The 25158-nt window shown below is 67.0% G+C and carries 22 protein-coding genes; 5 read left to right on the forward strand and 17 right to left on the reverse strand.

What is annotated here, in order from left to right; translation table 11 throughout:
- Nucleotides 1-31: 31 nt before the first annotated feature.
- The 4 genes from ML342_RS09550 to ML342_RS09565 form a co-directional block, all read right to left on the reverse strand.
- A complete protein-coding gene (locus tag ML342_RS09550) occupies nt 32-562 on the reverse strand; it encodes a GNAT family N-acetyltransferase (RefSeq protein ID WP_240126816.1) in 531 nt (176 codons plus the stop codon).
- Entirely contained in the window at nt 559-2319 is a 1761-nt protein-coding gene (aspS, locus tag ML342_RS09555) for an aspartate--tRNA ligase (protein ID WP_240126817.1), read from the reverse strand. The genes ML342_RS09550 and aspS overlap by 4 nt, the downstream gene beginning before the upstream one ends.
- 128 nt (nt 2320-2447) lie before the next feature.
- Nucleotides 2448-2750 carry an FmdB family zinc ribbon protein gene (locus tag ML342_RS09560; RefSeq protein WP_240126818.1) on the reverse strand — a complete coding sequence of 101 codons (303 nt, stop codon included), beginning with the start codon at nt 2748-2750 and terminating at the stop codon, nt 2448-2450.
- A gap of 456 nt (nt 2751-3206) precedes the next feature.
- The gene (locus tag ML342_RS09565) at nt 3207-5066 is read right to left on the reverse strand and encodes an ABC-F family ATP-binding cassette domain-containing protein (protein ID WP_240126819.1); all 1860 of its coding nucleotides are present in this window, start codon (nt 5064-5066) and stop codon (nt 3207-3209) included.
- A 162-nt stretch (nt 5067-5228) separates the two neighbouring features.
- Here ML342_RS09565 and ML342_RS09570 point away from each other — a divergent pair, with 162 nt between their 5' ends.
- Both ML342_RS09570 and ML342_RS09575 read left to right on the forward strand, forming a co-directional pair.
- Nucleotides 5229-7625: a TonB-dependent receptor plug domain-containing protein gene (locus ML342_RS09570; protein ID WP_240126820.1), complete on the forward strand. Its 2397-nt coding sequence runs from the start codon at nt 5229-5231 to the stop codon at nt 7623-7625.
- A gap of 143 nt (nt 7626-7768) precedes the next feature.
- Nucleotides 7769-9448, forward strand: a complete 1680-nt coding sequence (locus ML342_RS09575) for a monovalent cation:proton antiporter-2 (CPA2) family protein (RefSeq protein WP_240126821.1) — start codon at nt 7769-7771, stop codon at nt 9446-9448.
- Nucleotides 9449-9577: 129 nt separating this feature from the next.
- On the opposite strand, the gene clpB is transcribed toward ML342_RS09575, so the two are convergent.
- The gene (gene clpB / locus ML342_RS09580) at nt 9578-12160 is read right to left on the reverse strand and encodes an ATP-dependent chaperone ClpB (RefSeq protein ID WP_240126822.1); all 2583 of its coding nucleotides are present in this window, start codon (nt 12158-12160) and stop codon (nt 9578-9580) included.
- A 126-nt stretch (nt 12161-12286) separates the two neighbouring features.
- Here clpB and ML342_RS09585 point away from each other — a divergent pair, with 126 nt between their 5' ends.
- Entirely contained in the window at nt 12287-12544 is a 258-nt protein-coding gene (locus ML342_RS09585) for a GIY-YIG nuclease family protein (protein ID WP_240126823.1), read from the forward strand.
- Here the strand turns inward: ML342_RS09585 and pgeF are convergent.
- Together pgeF and rluD are read right to left on the reverse strand one after the other, a co-directional pair.
- Nucleotides 12536-13282 (reverse strand): peptidoglycan editing factor PgeF, encoded by a 747-nt coding sequence (gene pgeF / locus ML342_RS09590; RefSeq protein WP_240126824.1) that lies wholly within the window; start codon nt 13280-13282, stop codon nt 12536-12538. The two genes, ML342_RS09585 and pgeF, sit on opposite strands and share 9 nt — an antisense overlap.
- Nucleotides 13279-14259 carry a 23S rRNA pseudouridine(1911/1915/1917) synthase RluD gene (rluD, locus tag ML342_RS09595; RefSeq protein ID WP_240126825.1) on the reverse strand — a complete coding sequence of 327 codons (981 nt, stop codon included), beginning with the start codon at nt 14257-14259 and terminating at the stop codon, nt 13279-13281. Before rluD ends, pgeF begins: the two co-directional genes overlap by 4 nt.
- A 79-nt stretch (nt 14260-14338) precedes the next feature.
- Between rluD and ML342_RS09600 the strand changes: the two genes are divergently transcribed.
- Nucleotides 14339-15181, forward strand: a complete 843-nt coding sequence (locus ML342_RS09600; RefSeq protein ID WP_240126826.1) for an outer membrane protein assembly factor BamD — start codon at nt 14339-14341, stop codon at nt 15179-15181.
- A 68-nt stretch (nt 15182-15249) separates the two neighbouring features.
- Here ML342_RS09600 and ML342_RS09605 read toward each other — a convergent pair whose 3' ends face one another.
- Entirely contained in the window at nt 15250-16884 is a 1635-nt protein-coding gene (locus tag ML342_RS09605; protein ID WP_240126827.1) for an NAD+ synthase, read from the reverse strand.
- 163 nt (nt 16885-17047) lie between these two features.
- On the opposite strand from ML342_RS09605, the gene ppa reads away from it, so the two are divergent.
- Nucleotides 17048-17596 (forward strand): inorganic diphosphatase, encoded by a 549-nt coding sequence (gene ppa, locus ML342_RS09610; RefSeq protein ID WP_240126828.1) that lies wholly within the window; start codon nt 17048-17050, stop codon nt 17594-17596.
- Nucleotides 17597-17641: 45 nt separating this feature from the next.
- On the opposite strand, the gene ML342_RS09615 is transcribed toward ppa, so the two are convergent.
- The 9 genes from ML342_RS09615 to atpB all read right to left on the reverse strand — a co-directional run bounded on the left by ML342_RS09615 (nt 17642) and on the right by atpB (nt 25155).
- A complete protein-coding gene (locus ML342_RS09615; RefSeq protein WP_240126829.1) occupies nt 17642-18223 on the reverse strand; it encodes a DUF4136 domain-containing protein in 582 nt (193 codons plus the stop codon).
- 145 nt (nt 18224-18368) lie between these two features.
- A complete protein-coding gene (locus tag ML342_RS09620) occupies nt 18369-18794 on the reverse strand; it encodes a F0F1 ATP synthase subunit epsilon (RefSeq protein ID WP_240126830.1) in 426 nt (141 codons plus the stop codon).
- Between the two features lie 30 nt (nt 18795-18824).
- The gene (atpD, locus tag ML342_RS09625; RefSeq protein ID WP_240126831.1) at nt 18825-20234 is read right to left on the reverse strand and encodes a F0F1 ATP synthase subunit beta; all 1410 of its coding nucleotides are present in this window, start codon (nt 20232-20234) and stop codon (nt 18825-18827) included.
- 48 nt (nt 20235-20282) lie between these two features.
- Nucleotides 20283-21146, reverse strand: a complete 864-nt coding sequence (gene atpG / locus ML342_RS09630) for a F0F1 ATP synthase subunit gamma (protein ID WP_240126832.1) — start codon at nt 21144-21146, stop codon at nt 20283-20285.
- 63 nt (nt 21147-21209) lie between these two features.
- Nucleotides 21210-22760 carry a F0F1 ATP synthase subunit alpha gene (atpA, locus tag ML342_RS09635; protein ID WP_240126833.1) on the reverse strand — a complete coding sequence of 517 codons (1551 nt, stop codon included), beginning with the start codon at nt 22758-22760 and terminating at the stop codon, nt 21210-21212.
- A gap of 59 nt (nt 22761-22819) precedes the next feature.
- Entirely contained in the window at nt 22820-23347 is a 528-nt protein-coding gene (locus ML342_RS09640; protein WP_240126834.1) for a F0F1 ATP synthase subunit delta, read from the reverse strand.
- A gap of 10 nt (nt 23348-23357) precedes the next feature.
- Nucleotides 23358-23831 carry a F0F1 ATP synthase subunit B gene (locus tag ML342_RS09645; RefSeq protein ID WP_240126835.1) on the reverse strand — a complete coding sequence of 158 codons (474 nt, stop codon included), beginning with the start codon at nt 23829-23831 and terminating at the stop codon, nt 23358-23360.
- A 124-nt stretch (nt 23832-23955) separates the two neighbouring features.
- Nucleotides 23956-24234, reverse strand: a complete 279-nt coding sequence (atpE, locus tag ML342_RS09650) for a F0F1 ATP synthase subunit C (protein WP_072755678.1) — start codon at nt 24232-24234, stop codon at nt 23956-23958.
- Between the two features lie 81 nt (nt 24235-24315).
- Complete coding sequence (gene atpB, locus ML342_RS09655; protein WP_240126905.1) at nt 24316-25155, reverse strand: F0F1 ATP synthase subunit A; 840 nt, start codon at nt 25153-25155, stop codon at nt 24316-24318.
- Nucleotides 25156-25158 lie beyond the last annotated feature (3 nt).

The following is a 25158-nucleotide window of genomic DNA, read 5'->3' on the forward strand; positions in this document are numbered from 1 at the left end:
CGACATCCGGAAGGTTGAGCGAGGCGGCGGATTATACGGCTGCCGGCGCGGCGGGGCGGCGGTAGATGAACTCGCGGTCGCGCTGGCGCCCGACGATGAAAGCGTACTCTCCGGCGAAGGAAAAGCCGTAGCGGGCATAGAAGCGCTGCGCGCCGTAGTTCTCCGACCACACGCTCACCCACAATGTGCGCGGGCCATCGCGCAGCAGCCAGGCCATCGCCGCGTCCATCAGCGCGCGCCCGATGCCGGCATTCTGGGCACCGGCGCGGACATACAGCCGCTTCAGCTCGCCGTCCTCCGGACGCACGTCGGCATGGGGCAGGCCGCATGGGCCGGCCTGGGCGTAGCCGATGGCGCGGCCGTCGGCCTCGGCCAGCCATAGCGCGTAGCGTGAATCGGCCAGCGCCTTGGCATAGGCGTCCACGCTGTGGCTCTCCTGCAGAAACGCCTGCAGATCCTCGGGCACATAAAGATGCCCGAACGCCTCGGTGAAGGTGGCCGCGCCGAGCTCGGCGAGGCGGGCGGCATCGTCAGGGGTGGCGCGGCGGACGATGAGGCTCACGTGTGCTTGAGCACCTGCACATGGACTTCGGCGAGCTGCGCCTCCGGGATCGGCGACGGGGCGCCGGTCATCAGGCACTGCGCGCTGGTGGTCTTGGGGAAGGCGATGACGTCGCGGATCGAGTCGGTGCCAGCCATCAGGGCAGCGATGCGGTCGATGCCGAAGGCGATGCCTCCATGCGGCGGCGCGCCGTATTGGAGCGCTTCCAGCAAAAAGCCGAACTTGGCACGCTGCTCCTCGGGACCGATGCCCAGTAAGTCGAATACCGCCGCCTGCATCTGCGGATGGTGGATGCGGATCGAACCTCCGCCGATCTCATTGCCGTTGAGCACCATGTCGTAGCCGCGCGATACCGCAGTCTTCGGATTGGCACGCAGCGCCTCGATGGAATCCACCGCCGGCGCGGTGAACGGGTGATGCAGCGCCACGTAGCGACCTTCTTCCTCGTCCCATTCGAACATCGGGAAATCGGTGACCCACAGCGGCCTCCAGCCGTCCTCGATCAGATCGAAATCCTTGCCCGCTTTCAGACGCAGGGCGCCCATGAAGTCGGACACTTTGGCGTAGGCGCCGGCACCGAAGAACACGATGTCGCCGTTGCCGGCGCCGACGTGCTGGAGTAGCGCGGCGAACGCATCCTCGGCGAAGAACTTGGCGACCGGCGAGGTGACGGCGCCGACTTCATCGATCTTGGCGTAGGCCAGGCCCTTGGCGCCGAACTTGGCGGCATGTGCGGCATACTCATCGATCTGCTTGCGCGACAGGCGCGCCCCTCCGGGGATGCGCAGCGCCGCCACGCGTCCGTCGGGATCATTGGCAGCGCCCGTGAACACCGCAAATCCGCAGTCCTTGACCCAATCTGCCACGTCCACCAGTTCGAGCGGAATGCGCAGATCCGGCTTGTCGGAGCCATAGCGGCGCATCGCCTCGGCGTAGGTCATGCGCGGGAACGGCGCCTGCAGCTCCACACCCGCCACTTCGCGGAACACGCTGCGGATCATGTCCTCGGTGAGATCCTGCACGTCGCGCTCGGTCACCCATGCAAACTCCATGTCGAGCTGGGTGAACTCCAACTGGCGATCGGCGCGCAGCGCCTCGTCGCGGAAGCAGCGGGCGATCTGGTAGTAGCGGTCGAAGCCCGCGATCATCAGGATCTGCTTGAACAACTGCGGGCTCTGCGGCAGCGCATAGAACTCGCCCGGGTGCATGCGCGCCGGCACCAGAAAGTCGCGCGCGCCCTCGGGCGTGGCTTTGGTCAGGATTGGCGTTTCGATGTCCTGAAAGCCACGGGCATCCAGATACCGGCGCAGCGCCGACACCAGCCTGGTGCGGATGCGCAGCTTGCGCTGCATCTCCGGATGGCGCAAATCCAGATAGCGATACTTCAGGCGAATGTCCTCGCCTGGATTCTCATGGTGATGGAAGGGCAGCGGCGCGGCTTTGTTCAGTACCTCGATGCGCTCGGCCACCACTTCCACCCGGCCGGTCTTGAGCCTGTCGTTCACTGACTGGCGGCGGCGCACGGTGCCGGTGACGCGCAGGCAGTCTTCATAGCCCACCGCGGCCGCAATCGCCAGCATCTCGGCATTGCCCTCGCGCTGGGCAGGCTCCGCCACCACCTGCACGATGCCTTCATGGTCGCGCAGGTCGATGAACACGATCTGCCCCATGTTGCGGGCGACATCCGCCCAGCCGCACAGGGTCACGCTCTGGCCGATCAACGCCTCGTCGATCAGCCCACAAAAATGGGTACGCATGCAGGCTCCGGAAACACGAAAAGGCGCGCAGGCGCGGTAGCCCGCGCGCATCCTGCCATTCTAGCGGATGCCGCCGGGCGTACGCCGCATCCCGCGCGCAGGCGGCGCTGCACGCGAGGCGCCGCCGGTCACGTCGCAGCCGCCGCCGCCGGCTGCGACGCCGGCTTGTTGGATTCGGCCTTGGACTCCGCCGGCTTGTCTGCCGGCTTGCCGGCATCCCCCGCCAGATTGCGCTTCTTGTCGCCTTCTTTTTTGAAATCGGTCTCGTACCAGCCGCTGCCAGCCAGCCGGAACTGCGGGGCCGTCACCTGGCGGTGGACGCGCCCCTCCACCCCGCAGTCCGGGCAGGCGCTGGGATCGGCATCGGAGAGTTTCTGCAGACGGTCGAACGCGTGCCCGCAGGCATCGCAGATGAACGCATAGATCGGCATGGCGCTGAGTTGAGACTTCTGACGCTACGAACCGGATGGCATAGTGTGGCCGCCGGCCATGATTTCAAGTCACCCCTTCTTACCGAGCCAGGTGCCTGGGGTTCCAGCGTCCACATCGACGGCCTCGGCACCGCCCACCCGGGCAGGACTGGCATCGAAAACCGTGATGCTCGCCGGTCCGCAGAAACATCCGGGGCGCCGAGATCGTGGATTCTCTGACCGAGCAGGGCAGGCCGCCACGGCGGCGCAAACCCCAATCGATGCTATCACTGCGACCCCAGGGAACCCCTGATCGACTCAGAGGCTCCCGCCGGCCATGCAGGGCCGGCCACGCATCGATCACGCGCGCGATGGATGCATGTGAGCCGGGTCCGGGGCCGGTACCGGACTCGGCGTGGTCTGACAATGCCAGGATGGCATTGTTCAGGCCTTCCCGAGATGTGGCTTCGCCTCCGCTCAGGCTCCCTCGTACAGGGCCAACAGCTCGGTTTCCGCCGCGTCCAGCTCCGCGCGCAGCTGCAGTTGGGTGCGCCCCAGCTCGGCCAGCCGACCAGGATCGGCATACACGGCCGGATCGGCCAGCTGCGCTTCGCACTCGGCCAGCGCGCGCTCCAACCTGGCAACCCGATCCTCGGCCTTCTGCAGTTTGAACGTGTTGATCTTCGGCTTGGCCTGCGCAGGCAGCGCAGGCGCGACATCCCCCCGCGCGCTTCTTGCTGGCGTCGCCTCGGGGGCTCCGCCCTCGGGCCGCGCGCGCAGCCAGGCGGCATAATCATCGAGATCGCCATCGAACGGCCCCAGCTTGCCGCCTGCCACGCGCCAGAAACTGTCGCATACCAGACCAATCAGATGGCGGTCGTGACTCACCATCACGATCGCGCCCTCGAACTCCGCCAGCGCCTCGGCCAGCGCCTCACGCATGTCGAGGTCGAGATGGTTGGTGGGTTCGTCCAGCAGCAACACGTTGGGACGGCGCCAGGCGATCAGCGCGAGCGCAAGCCGCGCCCTCTCGCCTCCGCTGAAGGTTTCGATGTCCTCGAACGCGCGCTCGCCGGGAAAGTTCCACTTGCCGAGGAAATCGCGCAGCTCCTGGTTGGATGCGTCCGGCGCGAGCGCGCGCAGATGGTCCAGCGGCGACGTTCCGGCCCGCAGCGACTCCACCGTGTGCTGGGCGAAGTAGCCGACGCGCAGATCCGGATGCGCTCTGCGCTCACCCTGCAACGGCGCCAGCTCGCCGACCAGGGTCTTGACCAGGGTGGACTTGCCGGCGCCGTTGGGGCCGAGCAGGCCGATGCGATCCCCGGCCTGGAGCGCGAACGTGACCCGCGACAGGACCCTGGCCTGGGGTCCGTAGCCGCAGTCCGCCTCGCGCAGCGACAGCAGCGCGTCCGGTCGTTTCGCGGGCGCCGGGAACTCGATTCGCAGCGCGCGCTCGCTCCGTACCGCTTCCGTCGCGGCCAACTTGGCCAGCCGCTTGATCCGCGACTGCGCCTGCCGCGCCTTGCTGGCCTTGGCCTTGAAACGATCGATGAAGCGCTGCAGATGGGCGCGCTCGGCCTGCTCTTTCTCATGCGCGATCTGCTGCTGGCGCAGGTGCTCGGCGCGCTGGCGCTCGAAATCGGTGTAGTTGCCGGTGTACAGCTTCGCAGTGCCGTCGTGCAGGTGCAGGATGTGGGTGGCGACGTTGTCGAGGAACTCGCGGTCGTGGCTGATCACCAGCAGCGTGCCATCAAAGCGCTTCAGCCATTCTTCCAGCCAGACCACGGCATCGAGGTCGAGGTGGTTGGTAGGCTCGTCGAGCAGTAGCAGGTCGCTCGGCGTCATCAGCGCGTGCGCCAGGTTCAGGCGCACCCGCCAGCCGCCCGAGAACTCCGCAACCGGCTTCTCGTGAGTTTCGGCGGGGAAGCCCAGGCCATGCAGCAGGCGGCCTGCGCGCGCGCGGCCGTCGTAGCCATGCATTTCTTCCAGGCGTCGGTGCGCCTCGGCCACCGCTTCCCAATCCTCTGCTGCCAAGGCAGCGGCTTCCATCGCGAGGGCGGCATGCACGGCGGCATCGCCGGACAGCACGAAATCGAGCGCCGAATCTGGCAACGCCGGGGTCTCTTGCGCCACGCTGGCGATGCGCAGCTTGCCGGGCAGGTCGAGATCGCCCGCGTCGGGCTCGACGTCGCCCATCAGCGCAGCAAACAGTGAGGATTTGCCGGCACCGTTGCGGCCGACCACGCCCACGCGCCAGCCGGCATGCAGAGCCAGATCGACGTTGGACAGCAGCAGGCGTTCGCCGCGGCGCAGGGCGAAATTGCGAAAGGCGATCATGGGGCGGTGGGTCCAGCGCGCCGGCGGCAGGTATGGGCATCACCTGCCGTGGCCCGCAAAGCTGCTCACGATACCGCATAACGGCATGCCGCGCGCGCGTTTGCGAGCGCGGTGAACGGGTGTTAAACAACGGCAATCCCACTCATCAATCCGGAGGTCGCCATGCCCCGCCTCACCCCGCTTGCCCTGGCCCTGTCATCCCTGCTGGCCGCCGCCCCGGCGCTGGCGCAACAGGCCGAACAGTCCTCCGGCCAGAAGAAAGACGCGCGTACCCTGGACACCCTGATCGTCACCGGCACCCGCGTCACCGACCGCACGGTGGCGGAATCGCAGTCGCCGATCGACATCATCACGCCGGAAGTCCTGCAGTCCACCGGCACCACCGAGCTGGCCACCGCGCTCTCGCGCGCGCTGCCCTCGCTGAACTTCCCGCGCGCGGCGATCAACGACGGCACCGATGCGATGCGCCCAGCCCAGCTGCGCGGGCTGGCCCCGGACCACGTGCTGGTGCTGGTGAACGGCAAGCGCTACCACCTCGGCGCGCTGGTGAACGTCAACGGCAGCCAGGGCCGCAGCTCCTCGCCCGCCGACCTCAACAGCATCCCGATCGCCGCGATCGAGCGGGTGGAGGTGCTGCGCGACGGCGCCTCGGCCCAGTACGGCTCGGACGCGATCGCCGGCGTGGTCAACATCGTGCTCAAGGGTTCCGCCAGCGGCGGCAGCGCCACGGCCACTTATGGCGAATACAAAGAAGGCGACGGCGGCAAGTACCAGGTCATGACGGATGCCGGCTTCGGCCTGGGCACTGCCGGCAAGATCCATCTGGCCGCGCAGTTCGGACATCAGAATCAAACCAATCGCGCCACTCCCTATGCCGGCCCGCAGACGCCGACCTCACCACCGGTCGGCCAGACCGTGCAGCGCCTGGGTGATCCCGAAGTGGACAACCGCTCGCTGACCTACAACTGGGAGATGCCGGCGGCGGATTACTTGAAGCTCTATTCCTACGGCATTTACACCCACCGCGAGACGCTCTCCAACGGGTTTTTCCGGCCAGCCGGCGATTCCCGCAACATCCCGTCGATCTATCCCAACGGCTTCCTGCCCAAGATCTTCAACACCAGCAACGACTATCAGTTCGTGATGGGCATGCGCTCCTCGATCGGGGAAACCAATTTCGATGCCAGCTATACCTACGGTTACAACGATTTGCGCTTCGACGTGAAGAACTCGCTCAACCGCAGCCTGGGCCCGACCTCGCCCACCGAGTTCTACGCCGGCACGCTGAAATACACCCAGCATGTGCTGAACCTGGATCTCAGCCGCCCGGTCAACCTCGGGCTGGCCTATCCGGCCACCCTGTCGTACGGGCTCGAGTGGCGCGGCGAGCAGTTCGAGATCGCGCCCGGCGAGCCGAACTCCTACATCAACGGCGGCGTGCTGTTGGGCGGCCAGCCGACCCCGTCCGGCGCCCAGGTATTCCCCGGCTTCCGTCCCAGCGACAGCGGCACCTTCGACCGCCACAGCTCCTCGTTCTACGTGGGCCTGGAAGGCGACCTGACGGACAAGCTCTCGGCCGGCCTGGCCGCCCGCCACGAGCGCTACAGCGACTTCGGCAACACCACCACCGGCAAGCTGAGCATGCGCTACGTGTTCAGCGATGCCGTCTCGCTGCGCGCCACCGCCAGCACCGGCTTCCATGCGCCGTCACTGCAGCAGCAGTACTACCAGACCACCTCCACCAACTTCATCGGCGGCATCCCCTACGACCTGGTGACGTTCCGGGTGACCAACCCGGCCGGCATCGCGCTCGGCGCCGAACCGCTGAAGCCCGAGAAGTCGCGCAACCTCAGCCTGGGCCTGGTGCTGACGCCCGCCAACGGGCTGTATCTGACCATGGATGCCTACCGGATCAAGGTCACCGACCGCATCAGCCTGTCGGAGAACCTGACCAGCACCGCGGTGCGCAACTACCTCAATACCCACGGCTTCCCGGCGGTGGCCGGCGGCCGCTACTTCACCAACGCGCTGGACACCACCACCACCGGCATCGACCTGGTCGGCACCTACACCTGGAAGCTGGCCGCCAGCAGCGTGGACTGGACGCTGAGCTACAACTACAACAAGACCACGGTGGACCGGGTGGCACCGAACCCGCCCGCGCTGACCGCGATCGATCCCACCGCGCTGCGCTTCGGGCGGGTCGAGCTGGCCCGGTTCGAAGTCGGCGCGCCGCGCGACAAGTTCGTGCTCGGCGCGCAGTGGAACCTCGGCGCGTGGAAGCTCGGCGCCAACCTCAGCCGCTACGGCAAGTTCACCATCCGCAACAGCGATCCGACGCGCGACCAGACCTTCGGCGCGAAGTGGCTGACCGACCTCAGCGCCAGCTACCGCAGCGGCGGCTGGGAGTTCACCCTGGGTGCGGACAACGTGTTCGACACCTATCCGGACAAAGTCATTCCGCCCAACACCAACTCCGGCCAGCTGATCTGGCCGACCCAAAGCCCGTTCGGCTTCAACGGCGCCTATTACTACGGCCGCGTGTCCTACAAATGGTGAGCTGAAAGAACCCGTTGACCCGTTGATGCGCAGGACGCCGGTCGCAGGCCGGCCACGCGACGCCCCGCCCGCCGGGGCGTCGCTGTTTTTCGCGGCCACTGCGCGCATGCGATGATCTGCACGGACATCGCCACGGACGCTGCATGCCGCACACGACATCCCTGCTCACCCTGCTTTGCTCAGGCTTCGTGCTCGCCCTCGCGCTGGGCCTGCTGGCGCGGCGGCTGCGGCTGTCGCCGCTGGTCGGCTACCTGCTGGCCGGGGTGCTGGTGGGGCCGTTCACGCCCGGCTTCGTGGCCGACCAGACGCTGGCACCGCAGCTGGCCGAAATCGGCGTGATCCTGCTGATGTTCGGGGTAGGCCTGCATTTCTCGCCGCGCGATTTGCTCAGCGTGCGCGGCGTCGCCATCCCAGGCGCACTGGTTCAGATCTGCGTGGCCGGCCTGCTCGGCACTCTGCTGGGGTATGCCATCGGCTGGCCGCTGCCCGGCGCCGTCGTATTCGGGTTGGCGCTGGCGGTATCGAGCACCGTCGTCGTACTGCGCAGCCTCGAGGAACGCCGCCTGCTGGACACCCCGCGCGGCCAGATCGCGGTTGGCTGGCTGGTGATGCAGGATCTTGCGATGGTGCTGGCGCTGGTGCTGCTGCCTGCACTGGCCGGGCAAGACACCGCATCCTCCCCGCCCCATTTGTTCACGGCGATCGCAACGACCCTGGCGAAGGTCGCCGCTTTCATCGGATTCATGCTGGTCGTGGGACGTCGGGTGCTGCCGTCCTTGCTGGCGCACGTGGCCGGGCTGGGCTCGCGCGAGCTGTTCACGCTGGCGGTCCTGGCCATCGCGCTCGGCGTGGCCTATGCGGCCTCCACCCTATTCGGTGTGAGTTTCGCGCTGGGCGCATTCTTCGCCGGGATCCTGCTCAACGAGTCCGAGCTCAGCCACAAGGCAGCCGCCGACTCCCTCCCGATGCGCGATGCGTTCGCGGTGCTGTTTTTCGTCTCGGTCGGCATGCTGTTCGATCCCAGCGTGCTGCTCGCACAGCCGCTACTGGTGCTGGCCACCCTGATCGCCATCGTGCTTGGGAACGGGCTTGTCAGCGCCGCGATGGTGCACCTGCGCGGGTTGCCGAACGCGACCGCGCTCACCATCGGGGTGAGCCTGGCACAGATCGGCGAGTTCTCGTTCATTCTCGCCGGGCTCGGCCGCGGGCTCGGCATCCTGCCGGCGCTGGCGCACGACCTGATCCTGGCGGGGGCGCTGCTCTCGATCTTGATCAACCCGCTGCTGGTGACACTGCTGGAGGCCTGGCAGCGGCGCCTGCCTGCGGCGCAGGCGACGTCCTCGCTGCATGCGCCCAATGTCGCCATCCCCGATGATCTTGCCGGACATGTGATCGTGGTCGGCTATGGCCGGGTGGGCCGCGAGCTGGTCCACCAGCTGCAGCGCCGCGGCATTCCGCTGGTGCTGATCGAGGCCGACGGCGAGCGGGTCGCGCAGGCGCGCGCGCTAGGCATCCCCACCGTTCGCGGCAATGCGGCCGACCCGGCGGTATTACAGGAAGCGCGCGGCCATGCCGCGCATCTGGCCATCCTGGCAGTGCCGCAGGCGCTGGAAGCCGGCGAGGTCATCACCCGCCTGAAGGCCGCCAACCCGCAGGTGAGCGTGCTGGCGCGCGCGCACGGACAGGCCGAAGTGCGCTATCTGCTGGAGCGCGGCGCGGATGCCGCCGTGCTGGCCGAGCGCGAGCTGGCCCATTCGCTGATCGAGATGATCATGGCCACGCCGCCGTATCGCGCGCCGCGCGCCGCGCCACCCGCCGCCTGACAGCCCTGCACGCGGCGTGCTCCGCGCCGGTGCTGCGGCGCCTTGCAGCCGAATTCCCGACGCATCGAGTCTGGGGTGCGCGATGACGCCTGCGCCCAGCCGCCAATGGCCAGGCGCAGGCGGATTTGCTTACTTCACGAACACCAGCTTGCCGGCTTCGGCATCGACCTTCACCACGTCGCCGCTGGTGAAGCGGCCGGACAGGATTTCCTGCGCCAGCGGGTTCTCGATCTGCTGCTGGATCGCGCGCTTGAGCGGGCGCGCGCCGTACACCGGGTCGAAGCCGACGTTGGCCAGCAGCTCCAGCGCCCGATCGCTGAGCTCGATGCGGATGCCGCGTTCGGCCAGCCGCTTCTCCAGACCGGCCAGCTGGATGCGGGCGATCTGCTTGATCTGCGCCTTCTCCAGCGGATGGAACACGACGATGTCGTCCAGCCGGTTGATGAACTCGGGACGGAAATGCGCCTGTACCACGCCCATCACCGCGGCCTTCATCTTGGTGTAAGCCTCGGGGGAGTCGTCGCCGGCCATCTCCTGGATCATCTGGCTGCCGAGATTGGAGGTCATCACGATCACCGTGTTGCGAAAATCCACGGTGCGCCCTTGGCCGTCGGTCAGGCGGCCGTCGTCCAACACCTGCAGCAGGATGTTGAACACGTCCGGGTGCGCCTTCTCCACCTCGTCCAGCAGGATCACGCTGTACGGGCGGCGGCGCACCGCCTCGGTCAGATAGCCGCCTTCCTCATAGCCGACATAGCCCGGAGGCGCGCCGATCAGCCGGCTGACCGCGTGCTTCTCCATGAACTCGCTCATGTCGATGCGCACCATCGCGTCGCTGCTGTCGAACAGGAACTCCGCCAGCGCCTTGCACAGCTCGGTCTTGCCCACGCCGGTCGGGCCGAGGAACAGGAACGAGCCGCTCGGGCGGTTGGGGTCGGACAGCCCGGCACGCGAGCGCCGCACCGCATCGGACACCACCTTGATCGCCTCGTCCTGGCCGACCACGCGGCTGTGCAGATGCTCTTCCATCTTCAGCAGCTTCTCGCGCTCGCCTTCCAGCATCTTGCTGACCGGGATGCCGGTCCAGCGCGACACCACCTCCGCGATTTCCTCCGCGGTCACCTTGTCCTGCAGCAGGCGGAAGCCCTTCTGCTCGGCTTCCTGCGCCGCCTTGAGCTGACGCTCCAGTTCCGGAATGCGGCCGTACTGGATTTCGCTCATCTTGGCGAAATCCTGTCGCCGCTGCGCGGCCTCCAGCTCCAGCTTGGCCTGCTCGATCTGTTCCTTGATCTTGGTCGCGCCCTGCAGGGTCGCCTTCTCGGCCTTCCAGATTTCCTCGAGATCGGCGTATTCGCGCTCGAGCGCGTCGATCTCCTTCTCCAGGTCGGCCAGGCGCTGCTTCGACTCGGCGTCCTTCTCCTTCTTCAGCGCCTCGCGCTGGATCTTGAGCTGGATCAGCCGGCGCTCCTTGCGGTCGAGCTCCTCCGGCTTGGAATCGATCTCCATGCGGATGCGGCTGGCGGCCTCGTCCATCAGGTCGATCGCCTTGTCCGGCAGCTGGCGGTCGGGGATGTAGCGATGGGACAAGGTCGCCGCAGCGACGATCGCCGGATCCGTGATCTCCACGCCGTGATGCACGGCGTAGCGCTCCTTCAGCCCGCGCAGGATGGCGATGGTGTCCTCCACCGTCGGCTCGCCCACGAACACCTTCTGGAAACGACGCTCCAGCGCGGCGTCCTTCTCGATGTACTTGCGGTACTCATCGAGCGTGGTAGCGCCGATGCAGTGCAGCTCGCCGCGCGCCAGCGCCGGCTTGAGCATGTTGCCGGCATCCATCGCACCATCGGCCTTGCCGGCCCCGACCATGGTATGCAGCTCGTCGATGAAGAGGATGATCTGGCCCTCGTTCTTGGCCAGATCCTTGAGAACCGCCTTCAGGCGCTCCTCGAACTCGCCACGGAACTTGGCGCCGGCGATCAATGCGCCCATGTCCAGCGCGAGCAGACGCTTGCCGCGCAGCCCTTCGGGCACCTCGCCGTTGACGATGCGCTGGGCCAGCCCTTCCACGATCGCGGTCTTGCCGACGCCAGGCTCGCCGATCAGCACCGGATTGTTCTTGGTGCGCCGCTGCAGCACCTGGATGGTGCGGCGGATCTCCTCGTCGCGCCCGATCACCGGATCCAGCTTGCCCGCCTCGGCGCGCGCGGTGAGATCGATGGTGTATTTCTCCAGCGCCTGACGCGCATCTTCGGCATTTTCGTCGGCCACTTTCTCGCCTCCCCGCAGTTTTTCGATGGCGACCTCGAGTTTCGCCTTGTTTGCCCCGGCGGCTTTCAGGGCCTTGCCCGCATCGCCGCCATCATCGACCGCCGCCAGCAGGAACAGCTCGCTGGCGATGTAGGCATCGCCGCGCTGCTGCGCCAGCTTGTCGGTGACGTTGAGCAGGCGGATCAGATCATTGCTGGCCTGCACGTTGCCGGCCTGCCCCGTCACTTTGGGAAGCCGATCCAACGCTTCGCCCAGGCGCTCGCGCAGCACGGGCACGTTGACGCCGGCTTGCGCCAGCAAGGGGCGGGTGCCGCCGCCCTGCTGATCGAGCAGGGCCAGCAGCAAATGTACGGGTTCGATGAAGTTGTGGTCGCGCCCCACCGCGAGCGACTGCGCATCGCTCAAAGCCTGCTGAAAGCGCGAAGTGAGTTTGTCCATTCGCATGGGTCAGTGTCCTGTCAAAGGGCCGCGGTGCGGCCAATGTCCACTACATGCGGCTTCAGCGGCATGATTCAAGTCAAAATCAGCGCGGAATCGCAGCGGATATTGAGACGTGGTCATGCTGCCGGCATGCCCGTCTGGCACCTCTACCTGCTGCGCTGCCGCGACGACAGCCTGTATGCCGGCATCGCCACCGACGTGGGGCGCCGGTTCCGGGAACACGCGGCCGGCACCGGCACGAAATACACCCGCGCGCATCCGCCCGACTGCGTGCTGGCCAGCCGACCCTATCCCGACCGCGCCAGCGCACTGCGCCCGGAGTACCACCTCAAGCGCCGCCCGCGGGCGGAGAAACTGGCCTGGCTGCTGGCGCAGGATTCAGGCTGAAGGCGCGATCCAGGCCAGGGTGGCCATACGCCCGCTGCGACCGTCGCGCCGGTGCGAATAAAAGCGCCCCGGATCGGAGATGGTGCACAGCCCGCCGCCGTGGATCGCCCGCAAATCCAGCCCGGCCGCGGCCAGTCGCCGCCGGGCCAGCGCGTACAGATCCACCCGCCAATGCCCGGGCCGGGTCGCCGCGAACGCCGCGGCGGCGCCGGGATCACGCTCGACGAACGCCGCGCGCACTTCCTCGCCGATTTCATAGGCCTGCGGGCCGGCCGCCGGGCCCAGCCAGGCCAGGAGCCGGTCTGGCGGGGTGCGCATCGCCGCCACCGTCGCTTCCAGCACACCGGCGGCCAGGCCACGCCAGCCGGCGTGGGCGGCGGCGATCTCGCCTCCGTCGCGGGCCGCCAGCACCACCGGCAGGCAGTCGGCGGTGAGGATGGCCAGCACCCGGCCCGGGGTCGCGCTGACCGCGGCATCGGCCTCGGGCTCGTCCTCCGCAGGCTCGACCGCCACGGCCACGCCATGCACCTGACGCAGCCAGCGCGGGGCCGCCGGCAGGGCCAGGGCGGCCGCCAGCTGGCGCCGGTTTTCCGCGACCGTCTCCGGCGCATCGCCGCAGCGCGTGCCGAGGTTGAAATGATCGAAGGGCGGCGCCGACACCCCCAGGCCGTGGCGCAGCGTGGTCAGCGCATGCACGCCGGGCGGCGCCGGCCAGTCGGCGCGCAGGAAAGCGCTCATCGCCGCGCCCGCTCCGCCTCCGCATGTGCGGCGGCATCTTCCCTCAGCAGACGCATCAGCTGCTGCATGTCGGCAGGCACCGGGGCCTGACAGCGAATGGGCTCGCCGCTGATCGGGTGCGCAAACTCCAGCACTTCCGCATGCAGGGCCTGACGCTTGAAACCACGCAGGGCGGCGATCAAGGCATCGGAAGCGCCCTTGGGCAGCTTCAGCGATCCGCCGTACAGCGGATCGCCCACGATGGGGTGCTTCAGATGCGCCATGTGCACGCGGATCTGGTGGGTGCGGCCGGTTTCCAGCCGGCACTCCAGCGCGGTGTGGGCGCGGAAGCGTTCGCGCAGGCGGTAATGGGTGACGGCGTCCTTGCCATCCTCGCGCACGGCCATGCGCAGGCGGTCGCGCGGGTGGCGGTCGATCGCAGCAGACACGGTGCCGCCGGACACCAGCGCCCCGACCACGATCGCCAGGTACTGCCGGTGCACCTCGCGCGCGGACAGCTGCGCCACCAGCGCGGTATGCGCCGGCAGGGTGCGCGCCACCACCATCACGCCGCTGGTGTCCTTGTCCAAGCGGTGCACGATGCCGGCGCGCGGCAGCTTGTCGAGCCCAGGATCGCGGTGCAGCAGCGCGTTCACCAGGGTGCCGGCCGGGTTGCCTGCGCCCGGATGCACCACCAGCCCGGCCGGCTTGTCCAGCACGAACAGATGCGCGTCCTCGTACAGCACGGCGAGCGGGATGTCCTCGGCCACGGCATGGGTCTGCACGTCCTCGACCACGGTCAGCGCCACCGCCTCGCCACCGCGCACGGGGTCGCGCGGGCGCGCGGGCGCACCATCCACCAGCACGTCGCCGGACTTGATCCAGGCCGACAGGCGCGAGCGCGAATATTCGGGGAACAGCTCGGCCAGCACCGCATCCAGGCGGCGGCCGGCGGCATCGTCGGGAATGCGGGCAATACGGGAAGAGGCGTCGTTCATGGGCGGCGCGTTCGGGCCTGATTAAAGCGCGGGACTGCTATTATCCAGCCTCCATGCCCCCGGCGCCCGTTCGATGCCCATGACCGCCCGTTCCAGCCTGCTGCGCACCGCCACCGTGCTCGTGCTCGTTCTCGTCATCGCTGGCTGCTCCGGCGGCAAGGGCCTGTTCAAGGGCAAGAAGAACCGCAACGAGGGCGTTCCGGTCGCCGAGCTGTACGATCGTGCGCATGGCCAGATGGAGCATGGCAACTGGTCCTCGGCCAGCGAGACCTTCGGCCGCCTGATCGCGCAGTATCCGTACGGCCCCTATGCGGAGCAGGCGCTGATGGAGCAGGCCTACGCCCAGTACAAGGCGGGCAAGCACGAGGATGCGATCTCCACCATCGACCGCTTCATCCGCACCTACCCGACCCACAAGAACATTGCCTACCTGTACTACCTGCGCGGCCTGACCAACATGGCGCGCAACGCGGTGTTCATGGCGCGCACCTTCAACCTGGACACCAGCAACCGCGATCTCGAAGCGCCGATGCAGGCGTACAACGACTTCAATACGCTGATCGCCCGCTATCCGAACAGCCGCTATGTGGCCGATGCGCGCCAGCGCATGGTGTTCCTGCGCAACCAGTTCGCCCGCTTCGAGCTGACCACCGGCCTGTACTACCTGCGCCGCGGCGCCTGGGTGTCGGCCGCCCAACGCGCCACCTATCTGCTGGAAACCTACCCACAAAGCGAATATCAGAACGATGCGGTGGCATTGCTGGGCGAGGCCTATACCCGCATGGGCGAGACCACGCTGGCCGCCGACGCCCGCCGCGTGCTGGAGCAGAACGACCCGCAGCACCCCTGGCTGAGCGGGCGCTGGCCGAAGTTCCCCAGCCTCATCAAGCGCCTGAACCCGCTCTCGCCGGACGTGCGCTGACCTGTCTCGGCGGCGGATCGCTGCCGCGCAGGCCGACCACACTGCCCGCCTGCGGCGCTTCGCAGTCCTCACTCCCGCCAGCGGTTAGTCACCGGATAGCGGCGCTCGCGCCCGAACGCGCGCCGGCTGACCTTCGGCCCCGGCGCCGCCTGATGCCGCTTCCACTCACTGATGCGCACCAGCTGCAGGACGCGATCGACGGTGGCGGCGTCGAACCCGGCCGCCACGATCTCCGCGCGCGACTGCTCCTGATCGACATGGCGCAACAAAATCGCATCCAGCACGTCATAGGGCGGAAGCGAATCCTGATCGCGCTGGTTCGCGCGCAGCTCGGCCGAGGGCGGGCGGTCGATCACCGCCTGCGGGATCACCGGATCCCCCACCGTGTTGCGCCAGCGCGCCAGCTCGAACACTTCGGTCTTGTACAGATCCTTGAGCGGCGCATAGCCACCGCACATGTCGCCATAGATGGTGGCGTAGCCGACCGCGTACTCGCTCTTGTTGCCGGTGGTCAGCAGCAGCCCGCCGAACTTGTTGGCCAGCGCCATCAGCAGCGCACCGCGAATGCGTGACTGCAGATTCTCCTCGGTGGTGTCCACTGGCCGCCCGGCGAATACCGGAGCCAAGGTATCCAGATACGCCTGGAATGGAGCCTCGATCGGCAATGTCTGCAGCGACACGCCCAGCGCATCGCACTGCGTCTGCGCAAGATCGTTGGACAGCCCCGTGGTATAGCGCGACGGCAGCCGCACCGCGGTGACGTTCTCCGGCCCCAGCGCGTCGACGGCGATCGCCAGCACCAGCGCCGAATCGATACCGCCGGACAGCCCCAGCCACACGCGGTCGAAGCCATTCTTGTGGCAGTAGTCGCGGGTGCCGCGCACCACGGCGCGCCAGGCCAGCGCCTCGCGGCTCTCATCGCCATCCACCGTCCACTGCAGGGGCGCGAAGCGGCGGCTGGCAGGGTCGAACTCGACCACCAGCCATTGCTCCTCGAATGCTACCGCCGCCGGATGCACGCTGCCGTCACCATCGGCCACTACCGAGGCGCCGTCGAACACCAGCGCATCCTGGCCGCCCACCAGATTGAGATAGACGATGCCGGCGCCGGTCTCGCGCGCGCGCTGCCCCAGCAGCGCATCGCGCTCGGCGTGCTTGGCGTGCTCGAACGGCGAGGCGTTGGGCACCAGCACCAGCTGCGCGCCCTTGCCCACGGTGGAGGCGATCGGCTCAGGGAACCACAGGTCCTCGCAAATCAGCAGTCCTACCGGCACGCCCGCGACTTCGAACACGCAGTCCTCGCGGTCGGGATCGACGTCGAAATAGCGCCGTTCGTCGAACACCGCGTAGTTCGGCAGCTCGCGCTTGCGGTAGGTGTGGGCGATGCCGCCATCGCGCAGCACGCTAGCCGCGTTGTACACCACGCTGCCGGCCGGCTGCGGCCAGCCCACTACCGCCGTGATCCCGCGCGCGGCCGCGGCCACATGCGCCATCGCCTCCTCGCAGGCGCGCAGGAAGGCCGGACGGTACAGCAGGTCCTCCGGCGGATAGCCGCTCAGCGCCAGTTCCGGGAACAGCACGATGTCAGCCGCGTATTCGTCACGCGCAAACGCGATCATCTCTGCGATCCGCGCCGCATTGCCGGCCACGTCGCCTACCGGAAAATCGAACTGCGCCATGGCAATGCGGAGGGGCTGGGTCATGGGCTGTACTCGCAACGAAAGCGCCCGCACGATCCGCGGGCCGGAGGACGCGGCAAGGATACAGGCTGCGCGGCGCGGCATCCGGTCATCGGGGGTAAAATACGCGTTTTCCTCCCCGCTTCCCGCGCCCGCACGGGCGCATCCCTACATTTGGAGATCCCCCATGGGCCTGGACCTCGTCACCACCGGCAAGAACCCGCCGGAGGAAATCAACGTCATCATCGAAATCCCCAAGGACGCCGAGCCGGTCAAGTACGAAGTGGACAAGGCTTCGGGCGCGATCTTCGTGGATCGCATCCTGTCCACCCCGATGCGCTATCCCTGCAACTACGGCTATGTGCCGCACACCCTCTGCGACGACGGCGACCCGGTGGACGTGCTGGTGATCCTACCGCTACCGCTGGTTCCCGGCTCGGTGATCCGCTGCCGCCCGGTCGGCCTGCTCAAGATGACCGATGAGGCCGGTGGGGACGAAAAGATCCTGGCGGTACCGGTGGACAAAGTGTTTTCCGGCTACAGCCACATCGACGACATCCAGAAGGTCAGCCCGCACTGGCTGCAGCGCATCGGCCATTTCTTCGAGCACTACAAGGACCTGGAACCCGGCAAGTGGGTGAAGATCGCCGGCTGGGAAGGCGCCGCGCAGGCGCGGCAGCTGATCGTCGATTCGATTCAGCGCTACGACGCCAGCAGCAACAAACCGAACTTCTGACGCCACGCCGCCTTCCGCGGCACGGCGCGGCGGCGCGCGGGGGCCTCAGCCCCCCGCGCGTCCCGGATATTTGGCAAAGATGGCGCTCACCGTGCGGTCGATGTCGGCCATCTTTTGCTCGGGCGTCCGCTTGGAGACTTCCGCCGCGCTGGCCGAACCGGTCCAGACCAGGCGATTGCGCTTTCCATCGACCAGATCCACAGTTAGCACGCCCTCGCGATAGCGGCTGACCTGGGTGTCGTCATACCAGATCGGCACCGACACATAAGCGTGATAGCGATAGCTGTACGCCCAGCCGAAATCCACGCGCGGCACGGTCCAGACCTGGCTGCGCTCACGCTCGTGGGTCTGGAAATTCACCAGCAGATCGCCGCCTTCCGGCACGAACCGATAGCCGCGCGCCTCCATCTCGCGGCGGATATCCTCGCGGATGCGGTCGGACACCCACGAGGTGTACCCGGCCTGCTCCATCGAGATCGGCTTGTAGAAGCTCCAGGTGCGGTAATGACTGAAGTCAGCGGTCGGGTCGCGGTCGGTGCGCACCGTGGGGCCGGTCGCGCACGCCGTCAGTGATAACGCAGTGGCGGCCAGCAGTGCGCCGGCCAGCAGCTTGAACGATCTGGACATGGCAAGTCTCCGGCTGCGGGAATGCCTAGATCATCGCACCGCCCGCCATATCCGGCCTGAACGGAGGAGCACCGATTCCCCAAAACGCGAAAGGCCCCGCACACGGGCGGGGCCTGTCGGCTGCCATCGGGCAGCGCGTCGCAGGTCAGTGCTTGAGGTTCTTGCGCAGGCGCTCCAGCGCCTGCAGCTGCGCGGTGACCTCAGCCAGGCGCTTTTGCGCCTCGGCGATTTCCATCGGCTCGGCGCGACGGGCAAGGATACGCTCGGCCTCTTCCTTGGCTGCACGCACCGCTGCCTCATCGATATCCTCGGCGCGCACCGCGGTGTCGGCCAGCACCGTCACCACCGTCGGCTGCACCTCGAGGATGCCGCCGGAAATGGCGAAGTCCAGCTTGTCGCCCCCCGGCAGGGTGACGACGACCTTGCCTGGCTTGAGCCGGGTGATCAGCGGGGCATGCCGGGGCGCGATCCCCAGCTCGCCCATCTCACCGGTGGCGACCACCAGGGTGGCCTCGCCGTGGAAGATCTCGGCCTCGGCGCTGACGATGTCGCAACGGATGGTGGATGCCATCGGGAACTCCTCGCATTCAAAGGGCGTGGATCAAGCGGCCAGCAGCTTCTTGCCCTTCTCGATCGCCTCGTCGATGGTGCCGACCATGTAGAACGCCTGCTCCGGCAGGTGATCGTACTCGCCCTCGACGATGCCCTTGAAGCCACGGATCGTCTCCTTCAGCGGCACGTACTTGCCCGGGCTGCCGGTGAACACCTCGGCCACGTGGAACGGCTGGCTGAAGAAACGCTCGATCTTGCGCGCGCGCGCCACCACCAGCTTGTCCTCCTCGGACAGCTCGTCCATGCCGAGGATCGCGATGATGTCCTTGAGATCCTTGTACTTCTGCAGGGTGGCCTGCACCTTGCGCGCGGTCTCGTAGTGCTCGTTGCCGATCACATTCGGGTCCAGCTGGCGGCTGGTCGAATCCAGCGGATCGACCGCCGGATAGATACCCAGCGCGGCGATCTGACGCGACAGCACCACGGTCGCATCCAGGTGGGCGAAGGTGGTCGCCGGCGACGGGTCGGTGAGGTCGTCCGCCGGCACGTACACCGCCTGGATCGAAGTGATCGACCCTTTCTTGGTCGAGGTGATGCGCTCCTGCAACACGCCCATTTCCTCGGCCAGGGTCGGCTGGTAGCCCACCGCCGACGGCATGCGGCCGAGCAGCGCGGACACCTCGGTACCGGCCAGGGTGTAACGGTAGATATTGTCGATGAACAGCAGCACGTCGCGGCCTTCGTCGCGGAAGTACTCCGCCATGGTCAGGCCGGTCAACGCCACGCGCAGACGGTTACCCGGCGGCTCGTTCATCTGCCCATACACCATCGCGACCTTGGACTTCTCGGGCTCCTGCACGTTGACCACGCCCGATTCCTGCATCTCGTGGTAGAAGTCGTTGCCCTCACGGGTACGCTCGCCCACGCCCGCGAACACCGACAGGCCGCTGTGCTCGGTGGCGATGTTGTTGATCAGCTCCATCATGTTGACGGTCTTGCCGACGCCGGCGCCGCCGAACAGGCCGACCTTGCCGCCCTTCGCGAACGGACACATCAGGTCGATCACCTTGATGCCGGTTTCCAGCAGTTCGGTGGTCGCCGCCTGATCCTCATAGGACGGCGCCGGACGATGGATTTCCCAGGTGGCGTCGGTCTTGACCGGGCCCGCCTCGTCGATCGGGTTGCCCAGCACGTCCATGATGCGGCCGAGGGTGCCCCTGCCCACCGGCACCGCGATCGCACGCCCAGTGTTCTCGGCCACCAGACCACGCTTGAGGCCATCGGTCGAGCCCAGCGCGATGGTGCGAACCACGCCGTCACCCAGCTGCTGCTGCACTTCCAGCGTGATGTCGGTGCCCTGCACCTTCAACGCGTCGTACACCTTCGGCACGTGCTCGCGCGGGAATTCGACGTCGACGACCGCGCCGATGATCTGTACGACCTTGCCCTGGTTGCTCATGGTTGTTTCCTCGGGAACTCTTGAATGCTGCTTCGATGCTTGCTGGGATCAAACCGCCGCGGCGCCGCCGACGATTTCCGAAATCTCTTGCGTGATCGCCGCCTGACGGGCCTTGTTGTAGACCAGGTTCAGGGTGCCGATCAGCTTGGTCGCGTTGTCGCTGGCCGCCTTCATCGCCACCATGCGCGCGGCGTGCTCGGAGGCCACGTTCTCCATCACCGCCTGATACACCAGCGATTCCACGTAGCGGGTCAGCACGTGCTCCAGCACGCTCTCCGCATCCGGTTCGTAGATGTAGTCCCAGTCGTGGCGGGCCACCGGCACCTGCGCCGCGGGCAGCGGCAGCAGCTGATCGAAGGTGGCGCGCTGGGTCATGGTATTGACGAAATCGTTATAGGCCAGGAACACCTTGTCCACGCTGCCGGCAGTGTAGGCATCGAGCATGACCTTGATCACGCCGATCAGCTGCTCGACCTTGGGCGTATCGCCCAGATGGGTGACCGAAGCCAGCATTCCGACCTTCACGCGACGGAAGAACACCGAGGCCTTCTGGCCGATGGTGACCACGTCTACCTCGATACCCTGCTGCTGCAGCGCCCGGAACTCGGCCAGCAGCTTGCGGAACATGTTGTTGTTCAGGCCACCGGCCAGGCCGCGATCGGACGACACCACGATGTAGCCGACCCGCTTCACCTCGGCGCGCTGCACCAGGTACGGATGGCGATACTCGGAGTTGGCCTGGGCCAGGTGCCCGATCAGCTGCTTCATCGCCCGCGCATACGGACGCGAGGCCTTCATCCGGTCCTGCGCCTTGCGGATCTTGGAGGCCGAGACCATCTCCAGCGCGCGGGTCACCTTGCGGGTGTTCTGCACGCTTTTGATCTTCGTCTTGATTTCGCGTCCGCCTGCCATGCTCGTCTCGTCAGTATGGATCGACTGCGCAGGTCAACCGACCCGCGCGGATGCTTCCGGGGCTTACCAGCTGCCGGTCGCCTTGAACTCCTCGATGCCCTTCTTGAACGCGGCCTCGATTTCGCCGTTCCAGTCACCGGTTGCGTCGATCTTCTGCATCAGCTCGGCAGCGGTATTGGCGAAATGCGCCTGCAGGCCAGCCTCGAACGCCAGCACCTTGGCCACCGGAACATCGTCCAGGTAGCCGTTGTCCACCGCGTAGATCGACAGCGCCTGCTGCGCGACCGTCATCGGCGCGTACTGTTTCTGCTTCATCAGCTCGGTGACGCGCTGACCGCGCTCCAGCTGCTTGCGGGTGGCATCGTCGAGATCGGAGGCGAACTGCGCAAACGCCGCCAGCTCGCGGTACTGCGCCAACGCGATACGGATGCCGCCGGACAGTTTCTTCATGATCTTGGTCTGCGCGGCGCCACCGACGCGCGACACCGAGATACCCGCATTCACCGCCGGCCGAATGCCTGCATTGAACAGATCGGTCTCCAGGAAGATCTGGCCGTCGGTGATCGAGATCACGTTGGTCGGCACGAACGCGGACACGTCGCCGGCCTGGGTTTCGATGATCGGCAGCGCGGTCAGCGAGCCGGTCTTACCCTTCACAGCGCCGTTGGTGAAGCGCTCCACGTACTCCTCGGACACACGCGCGGCGCGCTCCAGCAGGCGGCTGTGCAGGTAGAACACGTCGCCCGGATAGGCTTCACGACCCGGCGGGCGGCGCAGCAGCAGCGAGATCTGGCGATAGGCCACGGCCTGCTTGGACAGATCGTCGTAAATGATCAGCGCGTCCTCGCCGCGGTCGCGGTAATACTCACCCATGGCGCAGCCGGAGTAGGCGCTGATGTACTGCATCGCGGCCGACTCGGACGCCGAAGCGGCCACCACCGTGGTGTACGCCATCGCGCCGTGCTGCTCGAGCTTGCGCACGATGTTGGCGATGGTCGAGTTCTTCTGACCGATCGCCACGTAGATGCACTTAATCCCGGAGTGCTTCTGATTGATGATCGTATCCACCGCCAGCGCGGTCTTGCCGGTCTGACGGTCGCCGATGATCAGCTCGCGCTGACCGCGGCCGATCGGAATCATGCTGTCCACCGCCTTGTAGCCGGTCTGCACCGGCTGGCTGACCGATTTGCGCCAGATCACGCCTGGAGCGATGGTCTCCACCGGCGAGCTGGTCTTGGCATTGATCGGACCCTTGCCGTCGATCGGCTCGCCCAGGGCGTTGACCACGCGACCGAGTAGCTCGGGGCCGGTCGGCACCGACAGGATCTGGCCGGTGGTCTTGGCGATGTCGCCCTCGCGCAAATGCTCGTAGTCGCCCAGCACCACCGCGCCCACCGAGTCGCGCTCGAGGTTCAGCGCCAGCGCGTAGGTGTTGCCCGGCAACTCGATCATCTCGCCCTGCATCACATCGGCCAGGCCATGGATGCGCACGATGCCGTCCGACACCGAGGTGACGGTGCCTTCGTTGCGCGCCTCGGCGGCAAGCGCGACCTTCTCGATGCGGGTCTTGATCAGTTCGCTGATTTCAGACGGGTTGAGCGTGGTGGTGGCCATCTTGGTTTCCTTGAGGCCGACGTCGCCGCCAGCCTGTTGCTAGATTCTGGATATTCGGATTACTGCGCCAGCGCCGCCTGCAGACGGGCCAGCTTGCCCTTCAACGAGCCATCGATGACGACATCGCCGGCATCGATCACCGCGCCGCCCAGCAGGGCAGGATCAACCGCGGTCTCGAGCTCGACCTCGCGTCCGAAGCGACGCCGCAGCGCGGTTTTGATCGTCTCCAGCTCGGGGGCCGGCAGCGCCACCGCCGAGGTGACCCTGGCGCGCATCGTGCCTTCCGCGTCGCGCCGTAGCGCATCGAACAGCCCGGCGATCTCCGGCAGCAGCGTGAGCCGGCGGTTGTCGAACAGCAGCCCGAGGAAGCGGATGAATGCCTCGTCCGCGCCCTCGGGCGCCAGCAGACGCAGCGCGTCGTCGCGGGTGAGCCTGGGATTGCCGAGCAACCTTGATACCTGCGGATCGGCCGCCACACGCGCGGCAAAGGCGAGGGCATCCGACCACGCCGGCAGACACGCGGCGCCGCGTGCCACCGCGAAGGCGGCGCGGGCGTAGGGACGGGCGAGAGTCACGGCCTGGCTCATCGATCTCCCCTCAGAGCTGCGCGGCCAGTTCGTCGATCAGCGCCTTCTGATCGTTGGCGTTGATTTCACGCTGCAACAGACGTTCGGCGCCCGCCACGGCCAGCGCCGCCACCTGCTTGCGCAGCTCTTCCTTGGCGCGATTGGCGGCGGCCTCGATCTCGGCTTCGGCCAGCGCCTTCTGGCGCGCCGCCTCGGCGACCGCCTCGCGCTTGGCGGCATCGATCAGCTGATTGGCGCGCTGATGCGCCTGCTCGATGATCTCATTGGCCTTGGCACGCGCCGCCTTGAGCTCCTCGGCGACCTTGGCATCGGCCTGCGCGAGGCTCTTCTGCGCATTGTCGGCAGCGGCCAGCCCTTCGGCGATCTTGCGCTGGCGCTCTTCGATCGCCTGCATCAACGGCGGCCAGATGAACTTGACGGTGAACCAGATGAGGATCGCGAACGAGATCATCTGGCCCAGCAATGTCATGAAGGTCGGGTTCATGTCGTACCTTGGATGTCGAACGGACGCCACACCGTGGCGCCCGCTGGGCAACGCCGCGACGGCATGCCGCGGCGCAGTGCAGCCGGTGCGCGCATCTCGCCGCGCGCACCACGAACAGCCGGGATCAGGCGCCGGTCGCCGCCTGGACGGCGGCCAGCAGCGGGTTGGCGAACGCGAACATCATCGCCACACCCACGCCGATCAGGAACGCCGCATCGATCAGGCCGGCGAGCAGGAACATGCGGCCCTGCAGCATCGGCACCAGCTCCGGCTGACGGGCAGCGGCCTCGAGGAACTTGCTACCCATGACGCCGATACCAAGAGCGGCGCCCAGCGCACCCAGGGCGACGATGATGCCGATGGCGACGGCGGTGAAAGCCTGGACGTTGGCGATGAATTCCATGGTGAATCTCCGGTTTTGGTACTGAACAGTGTTGAAGGGGTGGAACGGTGAACAGCGAAACGCGGTGTGCCGCAGGCGGCCTCAGTGATGCTCGTGCGCCATCGCCAGATAGACGACGGTGAGCACCATGAAGATGAAGGCCTGCAGCAGGATGATCAGGATGTGGAAGATCGCCCACACCGACTGGAACAGAACGCCGGGCAGGAAGGTCGCCCACGACATGAACAGCCCGGCGATCAGCATGAATACCAGCTCGCCAGCGTACATGTTACCGAACAGTCGCATCCCTAGACTGACCGGCTTGGACAGGTACTCGACCAGGTTCAAGAACAGGTTCGGCACCGCCAGCACGATCTTGCCGAGCACGCCGTGGGCATGGAACGGCGCGGTGAACAGCTCCTTGACGAAGCCCCAGCCGCCCTTGGCCTTGATCGAATAAAAGATGATCAGCAGAAAGACGGTGATCGATAGCGCGAAGGTGGTATTGACGTCCGCGGTCGGCACCACGCGCAGGAAGGTGTGATGCGCCGCCTCTTCGCCCGCGACGGCGGCGATCACGGCCGAGGGCAGATCCAGCGGCAGCAGATCCATCGCATTCATGAACGCGACCCAGACGAAGATCGTCAGGGCCAGTGGCGCGATGAAACGGCGATCGCCGTGGAAGGTATCCTTGACCTGGGAGTCCACGAACTCGACCACCAGCTCGACGAAGGCCTGCCCCTTGCCCGGCACCCCCGAGGTCGCCTTGCGCGCATACAGCCACAGCCACAGGCAGGCCAGCAGACCCAGGCCCAGCGCGATCGCCCAGGAATCCAGGTGAAACCCGGCATCACCGGCGACGGTGGTGGTGTTGTGAGTGAGGTGGTGGACAATGTAGCCGGTCAGGCCGCCGCCTTCGCCACCTTCGGGAGCCAACCCCATTGC

Origin of the sequence: Thermomonas alba (assembly GCF_022419205.1) — a bacterium.
In the GTDB taxonomy this organism is placed as follows: domain Bacteria; phylum Pseudomonadota; class Gammaproteobacteria; order Xanthomonadales; family Xanthomonadaceae; genus Thermomonas; species Thermomonas alba.

Bases quoted from the DNA above. Each gene is read 5' to 3' on its own strand.
- atpE (WP_072755678.1), bottom strand. From the start codon at position 24,234: ATGGAATTCATCGCCAACGTCCAGGCTTTCACCGCCGTCGCCATCGGC.
- atpD (WP_240126831.1), bottom strand. From the start codon at position 20,234: ATGAGCAACCAGGGCAAGGTCGTACAGATCATCGGCGCGGTCGTCGAC.
- clpB (WP_240126822.1), bottom strand. From the start codon at position 12,160: ATGCGAATGGACAAACTCACTTCGCGCTTTCAGCAGGCTTTGAGCGAT.
- ML342_RS09620 (WP_240126830.1), bottom strand. From the start codon at position 18,794: ATGGCATCCACCATCCGTTGCGACATCGTCAGCGCCGAGGCCGAGATC.
- ML342_RS09640 (WP_240126834.1), bottom strand. From the start codon at position 23,347: ATGAGCCAGGCCGTGACTCTCGCCCGTCCCTACGCCCGCGCCGCCTTC.
- ML342_RS09585 (WP_240126823.1), top strand. From the start codon at position 12,287: ATGCCCGTCTGGCACCTCTACCTGCTGCGCTGCCGCGACGACAGCCTG.
- ML342_RS09615 (WP_240126829.1), bottom strand. From the start codon at position 18,223: ATGTCCAGATCGTTCAAGCTGCTGGCCGGCGCACTGCTGGCCGCCACT.
- ppa (WP_240126828.1), top strand. From the start codon at position 17,048: ATGGGCCTGGACCTCGTCACCACCGGCAAGAACCCGCCGGAGGAAATC.
- aspS (WP_240126817.1), bottom strand. From the start codon at position 2,319: ATGCGTACCCATTTTTGTGGGCTGATCGACGAGGCGTTGATCGGCCAG.
- atpA (WP_240126833.1), bottom strand. From the start codon at position 22,760: ATGGCCACCACCACGCTCAACCCGTCTGAAATCAGCGAACTGATCAAG.
- ML342_RS09575 (WP_240126821.1), top strand. From the start codon at position 7,769: ATGCCGCACACGACATCCCTGCTCACCCTGCTTTGCTCAGGCTTCGTG.
- ML342_RS09645 (WP_240126835.1), bottom strand. From the start codon at position 23,831: ATGAACCCGACCTTCATGACATTGCTGGGCCAGATGATCTCGTTCGCG.
- atpG (WP_240126832.1), bottom strand. From the start codon at position 21,146: ATGGCAGGCGGACGCGAAATCAAGACGAAGATCAAAAGCGTGCAGAAC.
- atpB (WP_240126905.1), bottom strand. From the start codon at position 25,155: ATGGGGTTGGCTCCCGAAGGTGGCGAAGGCGGCGGCCTGACCGGCTAC.
- ML342_RS09565 (WP_240126819.1), bottom strand. From the start codon at position 5,066: ATGATCGCCTTTCGCAATTTCGCCCTGCGCCGCGGCGAACGCCTGCTG.
- ML342_RS09605 (WP_240126827.1), bottom strand. From the start codon at position 16,884: ATGACCCAGCCCCTCCGCATTGCCATGGCGCAGTTCGATTTTCCGGTA.
- ML342_RS09600 (WP_240126826.1), top strand. From the start codon at position 14,339: ATGACCGCCCGTTCCAGCCTGCTGCGCACCGCCACCGTGCTCGTGCTC.
- pgeF (WP_240126824.1), bottom strand. From the start codon at position 13,282: ATGAGCGCTTTCCTGCGCGCCGACTGGCCGGCGCCGCCCGGCGTGCAT.
- rluD (WP_240126825.1), bottom strand. From the start codon at position 14,259: ATGAACGACGCCTCTTCCCGTATTGCCCGCATTCCCGACGATGCCGCC.
- ML342_RS09560 (WP_240126818.1), bottom strand. From the start codon at position 2,750: ATGCCGATCTATGCGTTCATCTGCGATGCCTGCGGGCACGCGTTCGAC.
- ML342_RS09570 (WP_240126820.1), top strand. From the start codon at position 5,229: ATGCCCCGCCTCACCCCGCTTGCCCTGGCCCTGTCATCCCTGCTGGCC.